The sequence below is a fragment of the Nonomuraea sp. NEAU-A123 genome (assembly GCF_018603905.1).
Classification (GTDB): domain Bacteria; phylum Actinomycetota; class Actinomycetes; order Streptosporangiales; family Streptosporangiaceae; genus Nonomuraea.
Map to the genome: position 1 here is coordinate 475633 of NZ_JAHFZZ010000006.1, position 15884 is coordinate 491516.

General features: G+C 69.8%; 16 protein-coding genes and 1 pseudogene. 12 read left to right on the forward strand and 5 right to left on the reverse strand.

Going from position 1 to position 15884, the window contains the following annotated elements:
- Positions 1 to 95: 95 nt before the first annotated feature.
- Complete coding sequence (locus KLK06_RS21315) at positions 96 to 1004, forward strand: TIGR02996 domain-containing protein (RefSeq protein WP_214637276.1); 909 nt, start codon at positions 96 to 98, stop codon at positions 1002 to 1004.
- Positions 1001 to 2884 carry a hypothetical protein gene (locus KLK06_RS21320; RefSeq protein WP_214637277.1) on the forward strand — a complete coding sequence of 628 codons (1884 nt, stop codon included), beginning with the start codon at positions 1001 to 1003 and terminating at the stop codon, positions 2882 to 2884. Before KLK06_RS21315 ends, KLK06_RS21320 begins: the two co-directional genes overlap by 4 nt.
- Before the next feature lie 477 nt (positions 2885 to 3361).
- Here KLK06_RS21320 and KLK06_RS61520 read toward each other — a convergent pair whose 3' ends face one another.
- Complete coding sequence (locus tag KLK06_RS61520; protein ID WP_284735061.1) at positions 3362 to 3484, reverse strand: hypothetical protein; 123 nt, start codon at positions 3482 to 3484, stop codon at positions 3362 to 3364.
- 184 nt (positions 3485 to 3668) lie between these two features.
- Between KLK06_RS61520 and KLK06_RS21325 the strand changes: the two genes are divergently transcribed.
- From KLK06_RS21325 to KLK06_RS21355, 7 genes are all read left to right on the forward strand, one after another.
- Positions 3669 to 4580: a sensor histidine kinase KdpD gene (locus KLK06_RS21325; RefSeq protein ID WP_214637278.1), complete on the forward strand. Its 912-nt coding sequence runs from the start codon at positions 3669 to 3671 to the stop codon at positions 4578 to 4580.
- Entirely contained in the window at positions 4577 to 5251 is a 675-nt protein-coding gene (locus KLK06_RS21330; protein WP_214637279.1) for a response regulator transcription factor, read from the forward strand. Before KLK06_RS21325 ends, KLK06_RS21330 begins: the two co-directional genes overlap by 4 nt.
- A gap of 105 nt (positions 5252 to 5356) precedes the next feature.
- Positions 5357 to 6400: an ABC transporter substrate-binding protein gene (locus tag KLK06_RS21335; RefSeq protein ID WP_214637280.1), complete on the forward strand. Its 1044-nt coding sequence runs from the start codon at positions 5357 to 5359 to the stop codon at positions 6398 to 6400.
- A gap of 95 nt (positions 6401 to 6495) precedes the next feature.
- Positions 6496 to 8154 (forward strand): iron ABC transporter permease, encoded by a 1659-nt coding sequence (locus KLK06_RS21340; protein WP_214637281.1) that lies wholly within the window; start codon positions 6496 to 6498, stop codon positions 8152 to 8154.
- On the forward strand, positions 8151 to 9242 hold the full coding sequence (locus KLK06_RS21345; protein ID WP_214637282.1) for an ABC transporter ATP-binding protein: 1092 nt from the start codon (positions 8151 to 8153) through the stop codon (positions 9240 to 9242). The genes KLK06_RS21340 and KLK06_RS21345 overlap by 4 nt, the downstream gene beginning before the upstream one ends.
- 440 nt (positions 9243 to 9682) lie before the next feature.
- Positions 9683 to 10084, forward strand: coding sequence for a TIGR03618 family F420-dependent PPOX class oxidoreductase (locus KLK06_RS21350; RefSeq protein ID WP_214637283.1), 402 nt, complete (start codon positions 9683 to 9685; stop codon positions 10082 to 10084).
- Positions 10085 to 10203: 119 nt separating this feature from the next.
- Positions 10204 to 10518, forward strand: a complete 315-nt coding sequence (locus KLK06_RS21355; protein ID WP_214637284.1) for a hypothetical protein — start codon at positions 10204 to 10206, stop codon at positions 10516 to 10518.
- 90 nt (positions 10519 to 10608) lie between these two features.
- Here KLK06_RS21355 and lexA read toward each other — a convergent pair whose 3' ends face one another.
- The 3 genes from lexA to KLK06_RS60005 form a co-directional block, all read right to left on the reverse strand.
- Positions 10609 to 11268 carry a transcriptional repressor LexA gene (gene lexA / locus KLK06_RS21360; RefSeq protein WP_308168372.1) on the reverse strand — a complete coding sequence of 220 codons (660 nt, stop codon included), beginning with the start codon at positions 11266 to 11268 and terminating at the stop codon, positions 10609 to 10611.
- A 79-nt stretch (positions 11269 to 11347) separates the two neighbouring features.
- Positions 11348 to 11665 (reverse strand): hypothetical protein, encoded by a 318-nt coding sequence (locus tag KLK06_RS21365; RefSeq protein ID WP_214637285.1) that lies wholly within the window; start codon positions 11663 to 11665, stop codon positions 11348 to 11350.
- A gap of 107 nt (positions 11666 to 11772) precedes the next feature.
- Positions 11773 to 12699, reverse strand: a complete 927-nt coding sequence (locus KLK06_RS60005) for a LuxR family transcriptional regulator (RefSeq protein WP_250905747.1) — start codon at positions 12697 to 12699, stop codon at positions 11773 to 11775.
- A 237-nt stretch (positions 12700 to 12936) separates the two neighbouring features.
- On the opposite strand from KLK06_RS60005, the gene KLK06_RS61525 reads away from it, so the two are divergent.
- From KLK06_RS61525 to KLK06_RS21375, 3 genes are all read left to right on the forward strand, one after another.
- On the forward strand, positions 12937 to 13059 hold the full coding sequence (locus KLK06_RS61525) for a hypothetical protein (RefSeq protein ID WP_284735062.1): 123 nt from the start codon (positions 12937 to 12939) through the stop codon (positions 13057 to 13059).
- Between the two features lie 134 nt (positions 13060 to 13193).
- Positions 13194 to 13319 carry a hypothetical protein gene (locus KLK06_RS61530; protein ID WP_284735063.1) on the forward strand — a complete coding sequence of 42 codons (126 nt, stop codon included), beginning with the start codon at positions 13194 to 13196 and terminating at the stop codon, positions 13317 to 13319.
- 223 nt (positions 13320 to 13542) lie between these two features.
- Entirely contained in the window at positions 13543 to 15453 is a 1911-nt protein-coding gene (locus tag KLK06_RS21375; protein WP_214637286.1) for an ABC transporter ATP-binding protein, read from the forward strand.
- A 23-nt stretch (positions 15454 to 15476) separates the two neighbouring features.
- Here KLK06_RS21375 and KLK06_RS60010 read toward each other — a convergent pair.
- A pseudogene (locus tag KLK06_RS60010) lies at positions 15477 to 15866 on the reverse strand (S26 family signal peptidase); the annotation flags it as partial.
- Positions 15867 to 15884 lie beyond the last annotated feature (18 nt).

Here is a 15884-nt window from a genome sequence, read left to right on the forward strand (position 1 = left end):
GGAGCACGATACCTGCCCGCGAGGTCACTCGGGGTCCGTTCGCTGATGATGTGCGGCGCCTTGACACATTTGCCGATCTCCGTACATTCGTACAAATGCAAGTGACCGCCGTCGAAGACGCGTTACGCGCTCATCCCGATGACCTCGCCTCGTGGCGTGCCTACAGCGACTGGCTGCTGGAGCAGGGCGACGCCAGAGGCACGCTGATCCGCCTTGAGCAGCGCCTGGCGCGTACCCGCCCCGCCGATCGCGCAGCCGTGGAGCGTGAGATCGCCGACCTCGTCGCGGAGCACGAGGACGGATGGGGCGACGGGTTGCCGGCGACGGCGCGGGTGCTGGCGCGCCGGTACGGCTTCGCCGCGGAGGTGGCCGTCCAGTGGTCGGACGATGTCCGCGAGGTCGTGGAGCAGGTGCTGCGCGGCCGGTTCGTCACCACGCTGAGAATCGCGCCGAACGCGGCGACCGACGAGGATGACGACTGGGACGAGGACGACGACGAGTGGGAAGACGGCCCGGGGGCCGAGGCGGGTTCTGGGCGCCTGGACATGCAGTTTCTCGACGGACTGGATGTCGGGCGACTCGTCGAGCTTGACCTCTCCTATCTGGATCTCGGCCCCGACGGCGCCGAGATCCTCGCCGCCTCGCTCCGCACGGACCGGTTGCGGGCGCTGGAACTGCGATACTGCCGTATCGGCGACGCCGGTCTGGCGGCCCTCGCGGCGTCCCCCTACCTGGGCGGACTGCGCCGCCTGCACCTGCAGCGCAACAGGGTGACCGCCGAGGGCGTGCGCTCCCTGCATCGGTTCCCGGAGCTGACCGAGCTCGACCTGCGGTACAACGACATCGGCGAGGCGGGCGCGGAGGCCCTCCTCGCCGCCCCGTTCGTCGGATCCCTCGCGCGGCTGTGGCTGTACGACTCCGATGTGGGCCAGGACGGTGTGCGGAAACTGGCGCGTGCCGCGAATCTTCCGTCGGAGCTGCGCAGTTTGTGGAGGTGCATGTGAGCATCGAGCTTCGGGATCGGTTCTTCGACCTGTCGACCAGGGATGTGCCCACCGAGGAGGCCGCCCGGTATCGGGCGGAGGTGGACGCGACCGATGCCGAGCCGGCCGCGACGGTGGACGGATTGGACATTTCATGGCATCCGTCGGCGCGGTTCAAGGCGGTGCGGTTCATCGATGCCGAGCGAATCGACGAGCGGGTGCGGGATCTGTTCGCCCGGCCAAGCGCGGACGTGCCGTACCTGGCGGCGGTGTTCGTGGATCCGCACGAGTTGTCGTTTCGCACGTTCGAGAACATCGTCCCGCTGGACCGCCTGTTCGAGGACGTGCCGCTGGAGGCGGAGCCGGCCGGGCGGGTGGAGCACGCGGAGGGGGTGTTCTCGTTCTCGCTGCGGTGGCCGGCGCAGGCCCAGGCCCGGCTGGCACAACTGGACGAGTTGAACCTGTACGTACCACCGCTGAACGCCGCGTCCCGGGGTGGTGAACGGTTCATCTTCCACTCGGCGCTGCTGGCCGAGGCGTTGACCGCGGTGGTGGCCGACGCGTTGCCCCCGGCGACGGTGGAGGGGTTCTCGCATGTGAACCCGGTGTTCAGGTGCAACCGGTTCGAGCCCGGTGACGCGAACTTCCACCGGCATCGGGACACGCCGTACTTCGACGCGGCCCGGCGGCACATCTCCCGGTACACGGTGCTGCTCTACCTGACCGGCGGTACGGGGTCGCCGGCGCTGGACCTGGTCGGCGGTGCCGCGCTCAGCGAGATCGGCGACTTCACGTGTGTGATCTTCGATCAGCGGTACGAGCACGAGGGCGCACCCTACCGCGACGGTCGCAAGGTGTTCCTGCGTACCGAACTCATCTTCACCGCCGACGAGGTCACCGAGGCGCCGGAGATCGGTGAGCTGTTCAGCAAGGCGTGCTACCTGACCGGTGAGAGTGTGTTCGCGCCGGAGCTGGCCCGGCACGCCGACGCGTACTACAACCAGGTGGCGGCCGCCCACTGGGACGGCATGGGGGAGGGCCCCACCCGCGAGACCTTCGTGCACAAGGAGTTTCGCGGGGTGCACTTCGTGGCCAACGGCTACGACTTCTGGTTCGCCAAGACCGACACGTTGTCGCTGGCGGAGTGCGCCGCGCTCACCCTTCTCGACTACTTCAACTGCAAGCTCGGCGACACCGCGTTCCGGGCGCTCTGCCGGACAGAGGCGATCGAGGCCGACAACGCCCGCTGGATCCCGGAGTTCCTGCGGGCCCGGCGCAGCGGGTCCGCCATGACGCGGGTGGACAAGTCTGCGTTCTTCCCCGAGCCGGAGCGGCCCAACGGCCAGATCTGCTGCCCGTTCCACTCCTCCAGAGGCTACGACCCCACGCGCCACGACGAGATCATCGGGCTGTACAGCGAGGCGCAGTCCTTCGCCCAAGCGCACATCCTGCCCGCGCCGATCCTCATGCTCGGCGAGGACGTGGCCCTCGACCCGGACCAGTTCGTCGTCCAGGACAACCTCATCCACGTGCTCGGCAAGGACGCCCTCACGCCGGTGAACTTCGCCGCCTGCTGGAACGACGAATCCATCCCCGAGGACTACGTGATCGTCGCGGCCAAGGTCGGCGTGGCGCAGTTCCTCGTCCCACCCATCATCTACACCGAGTCCGCCGGCTGCTACCACCTCAAGTTCGACTTCTTCCGCAACTCCTGGATGGTCGACCACCGGCGGGCCACCGTCCCCATCCCGAGGATCACCGAGGAACAGTGGGCCGACCCGGACGAGAGCAGCGCCTGGCGGCGCTCGGTGGACGACTCCCTCATCGACGACGAGCACCCGCTGCCGCCCAGCGACCTGTGGGACGACGACGATGACGACTGGGACGACGAGGACGACTGAAGCGACGAGGACGACTGCCGCAGTCGACCTTCTGCTGCGAGCACCGCCCGCAGCGCCTCCCAGCCGACCACGGTGCGAGCTGGGCCATCGCCGCTGACCGGACGCATGGCGCGCGGATCCAGCCACACCACCACCATCGTCATCGACGAGAGTATCCACTGCACCTTCGGCTGCTCCGCTCCGGGGACCTCCTCCTCGCTCCCGGCGAACTCCAGCACCAGCGTCTGGTTCTTGTCGATGAGCCGGGGATCGATGTCCAGCCCGCCCTGCCGCATGTGGATGGCTCCGTCCGCCAAGGCGTAGCTCATTCCCCGTTTCCGCTCACATTGCTTGCCGCGCTCCATGTAGGTGATATCCGCTCTGACGCCCGCCGCCTTCAGCGGCGGACAGGACGGCCACCGCGCCGCCGACGTACAGTCGGCGGGTGATGCGGCGGCGCCGTCCGGCGCGGTACACGATTCTCGTTCCGCAGATCCATCAGCAACTGCTCCGCCGCCGCTCGGCCGAGATCGTCTTGCGGGCCACGCCGTAGAGCCACGCGATCTCGGTGCCCAGCTCGGCCCGGTAGGTGTGGGCCGAGTCGAGCACCGCCACGAACACTTCGGCTGCTCCCTTCGTCGATTCGCACCCCTGCTTGGCGAGAAGCGACCAAAAGGGTTACAACCGCAGCTCATGCACCCTGCCAGAGCAGGGGGCCGAAGCCCGGCGCGGACCCGATCACACAAGGTCCCTTTCGCCAGGCGTGTCGGAAGGTCATCCTGATGCCGACTGGGGGTGGTTCCCGATGGGGCGTACCGGTTGGGCGCACCGGGTGGTGGTGCGGTCGCCGCGGCTGCCCTTGCTGTGCGGGCTGCTCGGTGTCTCGGGCGCGGTCGGCGCGGTGATGGCCGGGGCCTGGACGGCGGTGGCGGCGGTGGCCGGGCTGGTCGGTGGTGTGGGGCTGGCCGTGGCCGGCCTGCGCCGTGTGGCGGCGACGCAGCAGGCCGAGCTGGACCGGCTCGGTGAGCTGGTCGAGCGGCGGGCCGAGCAGGTGACGGCGCTCAGCCATGAGCTGCGTACCCCGCTCAGCATGATCAAGGGCGCGGTGGACCTGCTCGGCGAGGAGAGCCCGGGGCCGCTCACGCCGGCGCAGAAGCGGTTCATCGCGATCGTGGACCGGCAGTGCGCGCAGGTCATCAACCTGTGCGAGAGCCTGCTCACCCAGGCCAAGATCGAGGCGGGCCTCTTCACCCCGCGCCTGGAGCAGGTGGACGTCTCGGTGGTCGCCCGCGACGTGGTCACCGCCATGCGGCCGCTGTGCGCGGAGCGGCGGCAGCGCATCAGCCTGGACACTCCTCAGGTCACGCCGCCCATCCCCGCCGATCCGACGCTGACCGCTCAGGCGCTGACCAATTTGCTGTCGAACGCCAGCCGGTTCACCAGCATGGGTGGCAGCATCGACGTACGAGTGATGGCCATCGACACGGGGATCGCGGTGTACGTCACCGACGACGGCGCGGGAATGACCAAGGACCAGCGGCAGCGGCTGTTCCACCGGTTCGTCACGGGCCGGCCGCTGGCCGACGGGACCGGGCTGGGGCTGGTCATCACCAAGGCGATCGTCGAGCTGCACGGCGGGTCCATCATGGTGGACACCACCTCGATGCTCGGCACCACGTTCCTGTTCACCCTGCCGGCGCGGAAGGAGCCGCGTTGAGCACAGCGCTCGTCGTGGACGACGAACTGCAGATGACCATCATCGTGGAATTCGCCCTGACCACCCAGGGCTTCACGGTCCACACCGCGCACGACGGCGCGACCGCCCTGAACATCCTGCGTACGTGCGAGGTCGACCTGGTGGTGCTCGACGTGCTCATGCCCGCACTCGACGGGCTCACGCTCTGTGAGCGGATCCGCGCCAGGTCCGATGTTCCGATCATGCTGCTCAGCGCGCTCGGTCAGCAGGAGGACATCATCGCCGGGCTGGAGCGGGGCGCGGACGACTACGTGACCAAGCCGTTCCACCCCCGTGAGCTCGCGTTGCGGGCGAAGGCGCTGGTCCGCCGCCGTCGGGGCGGCGAAGAGACGGTGCTGCGGGTCGGCGACATGGTCGTCAACCTGGACCGGCACACTGTCACGATCTCCGGGCGGCGGCTGGAGCTGCCGTTCACCGAGTTCAGGCTGCTCGCCCATCTCGCGGAGCATCGGGGCACCCCGCAACCGTGGCAGGCGCTCCTCCGTACGGTGTGGGGCGCCTCCGACGTGTGGGGCGGCCGCGACGTGGTCAAGACCGGGGTGTACCGATTGCGGTCCCGGCTGGCCACGCTCGACGCCGCGCATTACGTACAGACCGTGCGCAACGCCGGTTATCTGATGCCCGATCTGTAGGTGACGACGGTGTCACCAACGCTCACGGGCGCGTTACCGGGGCCTCCCGCCGCGCGGCTTACGTTCGGTGCACGGTAGCCCTCCGCCCACAAGAGGTGGTCGACCATGGTTCCTCGGTACCTTTCCCCCTCCCTGCTCATCGCCGGCGCGCTCGTGCTGTCAGGGTGTGCCCGCGCGGCCGGTACGGCGACCGCCGACGCCGGCAAGGTCGTGGTCGCCTGCGGCGCCACGGAGGAGTGGTGCGCGGCGATGACGAGCGCGTTCACCGCCACCACCGGCATCAAGTCCGAATTCGTCCGCCTGTCCAGCGGTGAGGCGCTGGCCAGGATCCAGGCCGGCAAGTCCGATCCCGAGTTCGACGTCTGGCACGGCGGCCCCGCCGACGGGTACGCCGCCGCGGCCGGGCACGGCCTCCTGGAGAGCTACCTCTCGCCGAACGCGGCCGCCATCCCCGGCAGGTACAAGGCCGGCGACGGCGCCTGGACCGGCGTGTACGTCGGCGTCCTGGGCTTCTGCGCCAACACCGAGGTGCTCGCGGAGAAGCGGTTGAGGGCTCCCGAGTCGTGGCAGAGCCTGCTGGATCCGGCGCTCAAGCAGGACGTCGGCATCGCGCATCCGGCCACGTCGGGCACCGCGTACACGGCGCTGTGGACGCAGGTCACGCTGCACGGCGGGAACGTCGACCAGGCGCTGGCGTACATGAAACGGCTGCACCCGAACGTCCTGCAGTACAGCAAGTCCGGCGCCGCCCCCGCGCAGCAGGTCGCCAGGGGCGAAGTCGGCGTGGGCGTCGTCTTCTCCCATGACTGCGTGGCGACCAAGGAGCAGGGATTCCCCGACCTGCGGGTCACCTTCCCCTCCGAAGGCACGGGCTATGAGGTGGGCGGGGTCGCGCTGATCAAGGGGGCGCACGATCCCGTCAGCGCGAAGAAGTACATCGACTGGGCGCTCACCCCGGCGGCCCAGGAGATCGGGCCCAGTGTGCGGTCGTACCAGGCGCCGACCAACCCGAAAGCCAGGCGGTCGGACAAGAGCGCCGACCTGGCGGCGCTGAAGCTGATCGACTACGACAGCACCGCCGCGGGGGAGCGCAAGCTGGAGCTCACCCGGCGGTTCGACGCCGAGATCGCGAAGGCGCCGAAGTCGTGATGCCCGGTTCGCGCGGACGCACAGGGGCCGTCCGCACACAGTCTCCCTCCGAGGACCCGCCACGGGCGCCGCGACGGCGCCGCCGCGAGACGAGCGTGCTGGTCGCGATCATCGCCTGCGTCGCGCTGGTCCTGGTCGGCAGCGTCTTCCCGATCGGCGCGGTGCTGGGGACCGCGCTGTCGCCGCAGGCCTGGCCGCGCTACGTGGAGTTCTTCACCTCCTCGGTCGACCTGCGGATCCTGTGGAACACGCTGGCCCTGGGCGTGCTGGTCGGCCTGGCCGGCACCGCGATCGGCTTCCTGTTCGCCTTCGTACAGGCCCGGCTGGACGTGCCGGGCAAGAAGGTGCTGCACCTCATCGCGCTCATGCCGGTGGTGAGCCCGCCCTTCGCGGTGGCCACGGCCACCATCGTGCTGTTCGGGCGGCGCGGGCTGGTGACGCACGAGCTGTTCGGCCTTGAGTACGACATCTACGGGCTCGACGGGCTGGTGTTCGTCCTGTCGCTGTCGCTGTTCCCCGTCGCGTACCTGGGCCTGCTCGGCATGATGCACAGCCTGGATCCGGCCATGGAGGAAGCCGCCATGACCCTCGGCGCCTCGCGGTGGCGGGTCTTCCGCACGGTGATGCTGCCGCTGCTGGCGCCGGGGCTCGCGGGCCCGTTCCTGCTGCTGTTCGTGGAGGCCATCGCCGACCTGGCCAACCCGCTCGTGGTGAGCGGTGACTACACGGTGCTGGCCAGCCGCGCCTACCTGGCCGTCACCGGCGAGTACGACACCACCAGCGCCGCCGTCTACAGCCTGATCCTGCTGGTGCCCTCCATCGGGGTGTTCGTCGCACAGCGGTACTGGCTGGGCCGCAAGGTCCGCACCACGGTCACCGGCCGGCCGTCCGGCACCGTGCACCTGATCACGAGCTGGGCCCGCTGGCCCGTGCTGGCGCTGGCCGTGCTCGTCTCCCTGGTCATCGTGGCCCTCTATGGGACGGTGATCGTGGGCGGTGTCACGCGCGTGTTCGGCGTGGACCACACGCTCACCTTCACCCACCTGCGCGAGGTGCTGCTCGGTGTGGGTCAGGAGGCGCTGAAGGACACGACCCTGCTGGCCGCGATCGCCACTCCGATCGCGGGCGTCTTCGGCCTGCTCATCGCCTGGCTCGCGGTCCGGCACCTGCCGCGGTCCGGTGGCTGGCTGGACTTCGCCGGCACGCTGGGCGTCGCGGTGCCGGGGACCGTGCTCGGCATCGGCTACCTGCTGGCCTACCGGCCCAGCCGCTACGTCGGGGACCTGGAGGTGCTGCCCGGCCTCGTGGGCGGGAGCGCGGTGGCCGGCGGAGCGGTCGCGATCGTGCTCGCGTACGTCGTCCGTTCCGTGCCGGCCGGGCTGCGTACGGGCACGGCGGCGCTGTCGCAGCTGCACCCGAGCCTGGAGGAGGCGTCGAAGGGCCTCGGCGCCGGGCCGTTGCGGACGTTCCGCACGATCACGCTGCCGCTGATCCGGCCGGCCCTGCTGACCGGGCTCGGTTACGGCTTCGCGCGCTGCATGACCTCCCTCTCGACCATCATCCTGCTCGTCACCCCCGGCACGCACATCATCACGTCCCAGATCCTCAGCGCCGCGAACACCGGCCGCTACGGCGTCGCCTTCGCCTACTGCACGGTGCTGACGGCGCTCGTCCTGGCCGGTTTCGGGATCATCCGGCTGCTCGTCGGCCGCACCACCACCCTTCACCGCGTCTCAGGAAGGTACGCACGATGACGGACGACACCCGGCGCGGCCGGCTCTGCCTCGACCGGCTGACCAAGGCGTTCACCACCCAAGGGCGGGAGCCGGTCGTCGCCGTCGACTCGGTCTCGCTCGATGTTGCGCCCGGCGAGTTCATCACGCTGCTCGGGCCCTCCGGCTGCGGCAAGACCACGACGTTGCGGATCGTGGCCGGCCTGGAGGAGGCGTCGAGCGGACACGTACGGCTCGACGGCGACGCCATCGACCACCTGCCGCCGCAGCGCCGCCCGATGGCCATGGTGTTCCAGAGCTATGCCCTCTTCCCGCACCTGACCGTGAGCGAGAACATCGCCTACGGCCTGCGGACCCGGCGCCGCGGCAAGGACGAGATGGACTCCGCGCTCCGCATCGCGCTCACCAGCATGAACCTCGTCGGCCTGGAACACCGCAGCCCGCACGAGCTGTCCGGCGGGCAGCAGCAGCGCGTGGCGCTCGCCCGCGCGCTCGTCGTCCAGCCCGAGGTGCTGCTGTTCGACGAGCCGCTGTCGAACCTGGACGCGAAGCTGCGCGGCGCCATGCGCGCCGAGATCCGCCGCATCCAGCGCCGGCTGGGCATCACCAGCCTGTACGTCACCCACGACCAGGACGAGGCGATGACCATGTCCGACCGGGTCGTGGTCATGAACAAGGGCCGGATCGAGCAGGCCGCCAGCCCGGCCGACATCTATTTCCGGCCGGCGACCGTGTTCGTGGCGGACTTCATCGGCCGGGCCAACTTCATCGAGATCGTCCCGGCGCGGGTCGAGGCGGGCAGCGCGGCGGTCAACGCGCTGGGGCGGGACATGACGGTCGCGGCCCACCCCGAGGTGCGGGCGAACGCCGCCACCTACCTCATGGTCCGGCCGGAGACCCTCTCACTCACCGCGGCTCCGGAGGGCGGGATCGGCTCCGTGCTGCGGGCCACGTTCCACGGGCACAGCGTGGACTACGAGGTCGAGACCGGCGCGGGCACGCTGGCGGTGACCGTACCGGGACCCGACCCCCAGCGCCTGCTGGCCGAGGGCACCAACGTGACCGTGGGGATCGATCCGGCGCGAGCGTACGTGCTGGTCAAGTCCTGAGCTCTTGGGGGGAGCGAGTCGCTCAAACCGCCGAGGACAAGGACGCCTGGCGCTCACATAGTGCGAGCGGGAAGACGTGCGACTTCTCCGACTCACCGCCGAAGACGCGGCTGGCCGGCCTCATCGAGGTGTCAGGCTTGGGCGCTCGTCTTGAACGACTGCCCGTGGTGCCGGTCACCCGGGACGAACTACTGCTCGTGCATGCGGAGCACTATGTCGACAGGATCGTCCGGGAGAGCGAGGAGCCGCTGGGGGGGAGCCGTCGAGCCCGGCACTCCCTTCGGAAACGGTGGCTACGACCCATGAGGGCGTCACCAGGATGATGCCGTCGCGCGGGCGGAACGGGCGATCCCGGGTATCCCTTCCACCCATGCGCTGAGCGGCCTGCCCGCTCCGGTACGGTGCACCGGTGCCCCCTCACCCAGGAAAGGCGACACCGCATGACGCCCCTGCCCGACGAACTCCTCAAACTGCTGGACCGGCCCAGCCTCTGCTTCATCGCCACCACCATGCCGGACGGCTCGCCCCAGCTCACCCAGACCTGGGTCGACACCGACGGCGAGCACATCCTCATCAACACCGTCGAGGGCTACCGCAAAGCCAAGAACATCGAGCGTGACCCGCGGGTGGCCGTCAGCATCGCCGACCCGGACGACACCTCCCGCTATTTCTCCGTAAAGGGACGGGTCACCCGCGCCACGACCGAGGGCGCCGCCGAGAACATCGAACGCCTCGCCCAGAAGTACCTCGGCCGCCCCTACCCCTGGTACGGCGGCAGGGACCAGGTCCGGCTCCTGCTGACCATCGCCGTCGACACCGTCATCCACGCCCCCATGCACTAGGGGCTGATCAACGATCGTCGGCTCCGGGCCGCTGCCCGCGAGGACGTCCGGTGACAGATGGAACGGGATGGCACGCCTATCGGATGTAGGCCCATCCATCGAACCACCGGGGAGATCCCATGAAGCACCTGACGAAAAAGCTGCTGGTCGGGCTGGCTGCCGCGACGCTGGCCGGTTCCGGCGTCGTCGCCGGCGCCGCCGTCACCGCGCTGCCCGCCTTCGCCAACGCCCAGATCGGCGCGCTGTTCGACGGGTTCGGCAAGGGCATCGAAGAGGACACCGCGCTCGCCAACGCCGAGGCCGCCGCCAGGCAGAACGCGCTCAACAATGGGTTCACCGACTGCTCCGTGTTCGAGTCGGTGGCTTCCCAGGACGCGCGTTCGCACGTGTGGTTCGCGGTGGTCACGGTCCGCTGCGAGGACGTGTCGCGATAGGGCGGCGTCTGGGGTGAGGTAGGAACGCGCCGCGTTGATCTCGCTTCTGGGGCAGCGCGGCGCGGCGCGGTGCCATCGCCGGCGCGGTGTTCAGAGGCTGCGAAGGACCGAGACGACGATGCCCAGCACCGCGGCGCCGTCGCCGTCGATGATGTCGTAGATGGGATTGCGCGGTTCGAGATAGACGTGCCCGTCGCGTCGGCGGTACACCTTGACGGTCGCCTCACCGTCGATCATCGCGGCGACGATCTGGCCCGAGTGCGCCTCGGGCTGCTGCCGTACCACGACGATGTCGCCGTCGCAGATCGCGGCGTCGATCATCGAATCGCCCCGTACGCGGAGGCCGAACAGATTGCCCCGGCCGGTGAGATCGCGGGGCAGGGTCAGCGTGCCGTCCACGTACTCGTCGGCCGGGATGGGACTGCCCGCGGCGATGTCTCCGACCACCGGCACGCTCACCACGTCGCCGGCCGGTTCCGGTGCCGCGGCCCGCAGGAACAGCCGCACGTCGATCGGCCGGGTCATCGTCGTGCCCCGGCGGAGGAACCCCTTGTCCTCCAGGCTCTTCAGGTGTTTCGACACCGACGAGGACGACCGCAGCCCGACCGCGCGGCCGATCTCGCGAGTGCTCGGAGGATACCCGTACCTGACCACCCAGTCTCGGATCGTGGCCAGGATCCGCTGCTGGCGCTGCGGCAGGGCCGAGAAGTCCAGGTACTCGAACGCGTCAGGATCGTCGTAGGTGGTCACGTGCGAAATGCTAAGGGGAGCGGATCGACCGCGGCGTCCAAGGGGCCTGGACGTCGGGAAGAGGTCCAGGCCCGGCGACTCAGCAGCCGTCGGTCACGTAGCAGCCCTTCACCTTCCACGAGCCGCTGTAGTAGGCGCCGGCGTTGGTGACCTTGCTCGTGCCGCCCAGGCCGACCAGGCTGCCCGGTAGGTAGGAACAGGACGAGGTGGAGCAGAAGTAGCCGTAGACCCGGAAGTAGGTCTCAAGCCCGCTGGTGCACTTGACGCTCACGGAGTGGTCGCTGCTCGCGGTCTTGGAACAGCCGCCCACCGCGGCGGCGGGGGAGGCGGTGCTGCCGACGAGGGCGGCGGCGCCGAGAACGATGCCCGCGACACTGGAAAGGATCTTCTTCGTCATGGACGTTCATGATCGTCCGCGGTGCGGCTCTTGACAAGTGGGGAGCGTGATTTCTTGGCGGATCAGTGAGATCTGTTCGCGGCCCTTCCTCGCGTCTCCCGCGTCGATCAGATCCAGCCCTGCTGTTTGGCGAGCAGAGCGGCCTGGAAGCGGTTCGCGGCGCCGAGCCGGTCGAACAGTTCGGCCACGTGCCGCCGGTACGTCCGCAGGCTCACGCCCATCTCCCTGGCCGCGATCTCATCCTTGTCGACGCTGGACAGCAGGTACAGCACCTGCCGTTCCCTGGGGGTGAGGCTGGGGGCGGGGTGGGGTTCGAGGTCCGCCGCGTGCGTCCACACCCCCTCGAACAGGTCCACCATCGTCGCGACGGCCCCCGTCTGGGAGATCATCAGGGCGCTCTCGGCGCTGCAGTCCGGCGTGGTGGGGACGAAGGCCACCGAACGGTCCACGATCACCATCGGCTGTCCGGCGTCGTCGACGAGCCGGTGGTGGTCGCCGGCGCGGTGCAGCGTGAGGCTGTACTCCATCAGTGCCGGGTCGACCAGGCACTTCCGGGAGATGATGGTGCGCCACCGGACGCCCTCGCCGAGCCGTTGAAGGTAGGCGGGCAGCATGTCCAGGCGGGGACGCCACCGATCGGACTGCACGGCCAGCACCTCTCGCGCGTCGAGCGACAGGGACCAGATGCGCTCGCTGATCTGGTCGATGCCGTCGATCCTCTCGATCGTGACCGTACGGTCCGGCCCGCCGCGTTGCGCGCTCAGCAGGATCAGCGTCTTCCAGGCCTCCGCGATGCGGCGTTGCTCCGCGCTCGTCTCCAGCAGGCGCCGCCTGATCAGGCGGCTGATCCCGATCTCCGGATCGACGGCCACGGGCCGGCCGTCCGGATCCAGCCGCACGAGTTCCAGCGCCACCAGCCGCTCCAGCGCCGCGCCGACCAGGTCCGGGTCGCCCGCCGTCGCTTCGCCGCCGCGTAAGAGGGCGCGGTAAACGGTCTCGTCGAGAGTGGTCAATCCGAGACTACTGAGGCTCATGTGGGCTCCGAACAGTGCAACAGGGGCCGACGCGGTATGCCTGCGGATTGGCATCAAGCTGTTCGGCCGTGCAGTTTGATGCCAGTCCCGCATGCTTACGCCCGTTGATCGTTAGTCGTTATTGTCCTGCTGTCGGCAGAGATGATCACCCATATCGCCTATGTCGGCTGTCACCGGCAACCCCAGCCGCCGGTTCGCCCCAAGAGGAGGATCCCCATGTTCCGTGCCCTCAACAGGATGAGTGACCGTCTGCTCGGCAGGTTCCTGCCCGCAGCAACCGCCGAAGCCGATGTGTGCTTCTGGCACCCCTCCGGCTTCAGGTGCTGCATCATCGCCGGCAAGACGTACTGCGGCATCTAAGCCGGAGTACGTCGGCAGGAACCTACCGAAGAGGACCCGCGGTATGCCTGCTTACGCCCGTTGATCGTCAGACGCTATTGACCTCGCCGGTCCGCACCAATAGGAGGATCCCCATGTTCCGTGCTCTCAACAGGATGAGTGATCGTCTGCTCGACAGGCTCCTGCCCTCCACCACCGCCCGGGCCGAAGCCTGCTGGTGGGACTCCGTCCTCCGCATGACGTGCTGCCTCTACGCCGGCGTCAAGTACTGCCACCTGTGATGGTGAGCGAGCCCTGAGCATCGCTGATGACAGATGAGCACGGCGCCGGCCGGACTGGTCCTTGGCCGGCGCCGTGCTCCTCACATTCTCCCGCGGGATCCCGCGCCACCCGCGCGCACACACCCCCGCTCCGCTGAACCGTAAGGGACGCCGATGCCCTACCTGGTGGCCGCCGTCGTGGGCGGCGGACCGAAGCTCCCGACCCCGTGAAGGTCTGAGCGGCATGGCGGACTCCACGCTCAGGCGGGTCCGGGTCGCCGCGGCCCTCGCCTGGACGGCCCATCCGGCGGCGACCGTCGCCGCGGTAGTCCTCGGCGTCTTCGCCGGCGCGGCGCCGGTCGCGACCGCCTGGCTGACGAAACTGGTGCTCGACGCGCTGGCCACGGGCGACGGTGCCGCCGCCCTGGTGCCGCTGGGCGGCGGACTCGCCCTGGCGGGCCTGGCGGTCATCGTGCTGCCGCACGTGTCGGCGTACGTACAGGCACAGCTGCGTAGATCACTGCGGCTGCTCATCTACGACCGGCTGTTCCGGGCCGTCAACCGCCATCCGGGGCTCAGCCGCTTCGAGAACCCGGCCTTCCACGACACCCTCCGGCTGGCGTACGAGTCGAGTCACAACGCACCGGACCGGCTGGTCGTCGGCGCGCTGGCGATCGGCCAGGCACTCATCACCTTGTCGGGTTTCGTCGTCACGCTGTTCGCCGTCAGCCCGCTCATGGTGGCCGTCATCGTGGTCGCCGCGCTGCCCTCGGTACGCATCCAGCTCATGCTCAGCCGGGAGCGGGCCGAGGTGATGTGGAAGATGACCCCCGCCATGCGCCGCCAGGTGTTCTTCGGCGACCTTCTCACCAGGCCGGAGGCGGCCAAGGAGGTGCGGCTGTTCGGCCTGGGCGACTACCTGCGCACGCGGATGCTCGACGAGGTGAGCGGCATCAACCACGCCGAACGGGACGTCGATCGCCGCACGCTGCGCAGCCAGGGCATGATGGCGCTGCTCGGCAGCGTCGTGGCGGCCGGAGGGTTGCTGTGGGCCATCCTCAGCGCCGCCTCCGGAGGCATCAGCGTGGGCGACGTGACGGTGTTCGTCGCGGCCGTGGCCGGGGTGCAGATGGCGCTGACGGCGATCGTCAGCCAGTGGGCGGACGCCCACAACGCCCTGCTGATGTTCGGCCACTACACGGCCGTGGCCGAGGCCGAGCCCGACCTGCCCGTCCCGTCCGATCCCACCCCGCTGCCCGACCTGCGCGACGGGATCGAACTACGCGACGTGTGGTTCCGCTACAGCGAGGAGCACCCCTGGATCCTGCGCGGGGTGGACCTGTTCATCCCGTCCGGGCGTACGGTCGCCCTCGTCGGGGTGAACGGCGCGGGCAAGAGCACGCTGGTCAAGCTGCTGTGCCGGCTGTACGACCCGGTCCGGGGGGAGATTCGCTGGGACGGGGTGGACCTGCGCGACGCGAGCCCGGACGAGCTGCGCGGGCGGATCGGCGCGGTGTTCCAGGACTACATGGACTACGACCTCACCGCCGCCGAGAACATCATGCTGGGCGACCTGACCGCCGCCGCCGACCAGGACCGCGTCCAGGAATCGGCCCGCCAGGCGGGCGTCCACGAGGCGATCACCGCACTGCCGCGCGGGTACGACACCATGCTCAGCCGCATCTTCGGCGACCGCGACGACCAGGCCGGGGTCGCCCTGTCCGGCGGGCAGTGGCAGCGTCTGGCCCTGGCCCGCGCCTTCATGCGGTGGCGCCAGGACCTGCTCATCCTGGACGAGCCCAGCTCGGGTCTGGACGCCGAGGCGGAGCACGAGGTGCACAGCAGCCTGCGGCGCTACCGCGGCGACCGGACGAGCGTGCTCATCTCGCACCGGCTCGGCACCGTACGGGACGCCGATCTCATCGTGGTGCTCAGCGACGGGCGGATCGCCGAACGCGGCACGCACGCCGAGCTCATGGCGGCGGGCGGCGAGTACGCCCGCCTGTTCACCCTGCAGGCCAGCGGCTACGAGCCCGGGGACGCCGGCATCTCCGGACCAGGGAATGACGGGCTCGAGGACGGCGGGTCAGAGGAGGGCGGGCCCGAGGACAGTCTTCGCACGGCCACGCCCAGCACCCGGTCGGCCGGCAGGTAGCCCCACATCCGGGAGTCGGCACTCGACGTGCCGTCTCCCACGACGACGAGCGCGCCCTCGGGAACGGCCGCACCCGGCTCCGCCCTCGCAGCCGCCGCCACCTCGGCCGGCACCGGGTCGCCCGCCAGCGCGGCCACCCGCTTGATGACCCAGGTCGCGGCCTGAGGCGCGGGCAGCGGCCCGGTGCCCCATCCCGAGCGTCCCGCCGACTCGAACACCACCACTTCACCGCGCCGCACCTGGCGCGCGGCGGCACGACGGACCAGCACCCGGTCACCCGGCCGGTACGTCGGCCACATGCTCATGCCACTCACCTGGACGACGACGAACCTACGCCGGGCGACGACCACCGCCGCGGCAAGGACGGCGACGAGCACCGCCACGAGGATGAGCGCGTACCACACGAGCCTCACTCTAGGCGAAAACGATCA

Excerpts from the sequence above, each read along its gene's own strand:
- KLK06_RS21315 (WP_214637276.1), top strand. The coding sequence starts at position 96 with ATGCAAGTGACCGCCGTCGAAGACGCGTTACGCGCTCATCCCGATGAC.
- KLK06_RS21325 (WP_214637278.1), top strand. The coding sequence starts at position 3,669 with ATGGGGCGTACCGGTTGGGCGCACCGGGTGGTGGTGCGGTCGCCGCGG.
- KLK06_RS21335 (WP_214637280.1), top strand. The coding sequence starts at position 5,357 with ATGGTTCCTCGGTACCTTTCCCCCTCCCTGCTCATCGCCGGCGCGCTC.
- KLK06_RS21345 (WP_214637282.1), top strand. The coding sequence starts at position 8,151 with ATGACGGACGACACCCGGCGCGGCCGGCTCTGCCTCGACCGGCTGACC.
- KLK06_RS21350 (WP_214637283.1), top strand. The coding sequence starts at position 9,683 with ATGACGCCCCTGCCCGACGAACTCCTCAAACTGCTGGACCGGCCCAGC.
- KLK06_RS21355 (WP_214637284.1), top strand. The coding sequence starts at position 10,204 with ATGAAGCACCTGACGAAAAAGCTGCTGGTCGGGCTGGCTGCCGCGACG.
- KLK06_RS21365 (WP_214637285.1), bottom strand. The coding sequence starts at position 11,665 with ATGACGAAGAAGATCCTTTCCAGTGTCGCGGGCATCGTTCTCGGCGCC.
- KLK06_RS60005 (WP_250905747.1), bottom strand. The coding sequence starts at position 12,699 with ATGAGCCTCAGTAGTCTCGGATTGACCACTCTCGACGAGACCGTTTAC.
- KLK06_RS61525 (WP_284735062.1), top strand. The coding sequence starts at position 12,937 with ATGAGTGACCGTCTGCTCGGCAGGTTCCTGCCCGCAGCAACCGCCGAA.
- KLK06_RS61530 (WP_284735063.1), top strand. The coding sequence starts at position 13,194 with ATGAGTGATCGTCTGCTCGACAGGCTCCTGCCCTCCACCACCGCCCGG.
- KLK06_RS21375 (WP_214637286.1), top strand. The coding sequence starts at position 13,543 with ATGGCGGACTCCACGCTCAGGCGGGTCCGGGTCGCCGCGGCCCTCGCC.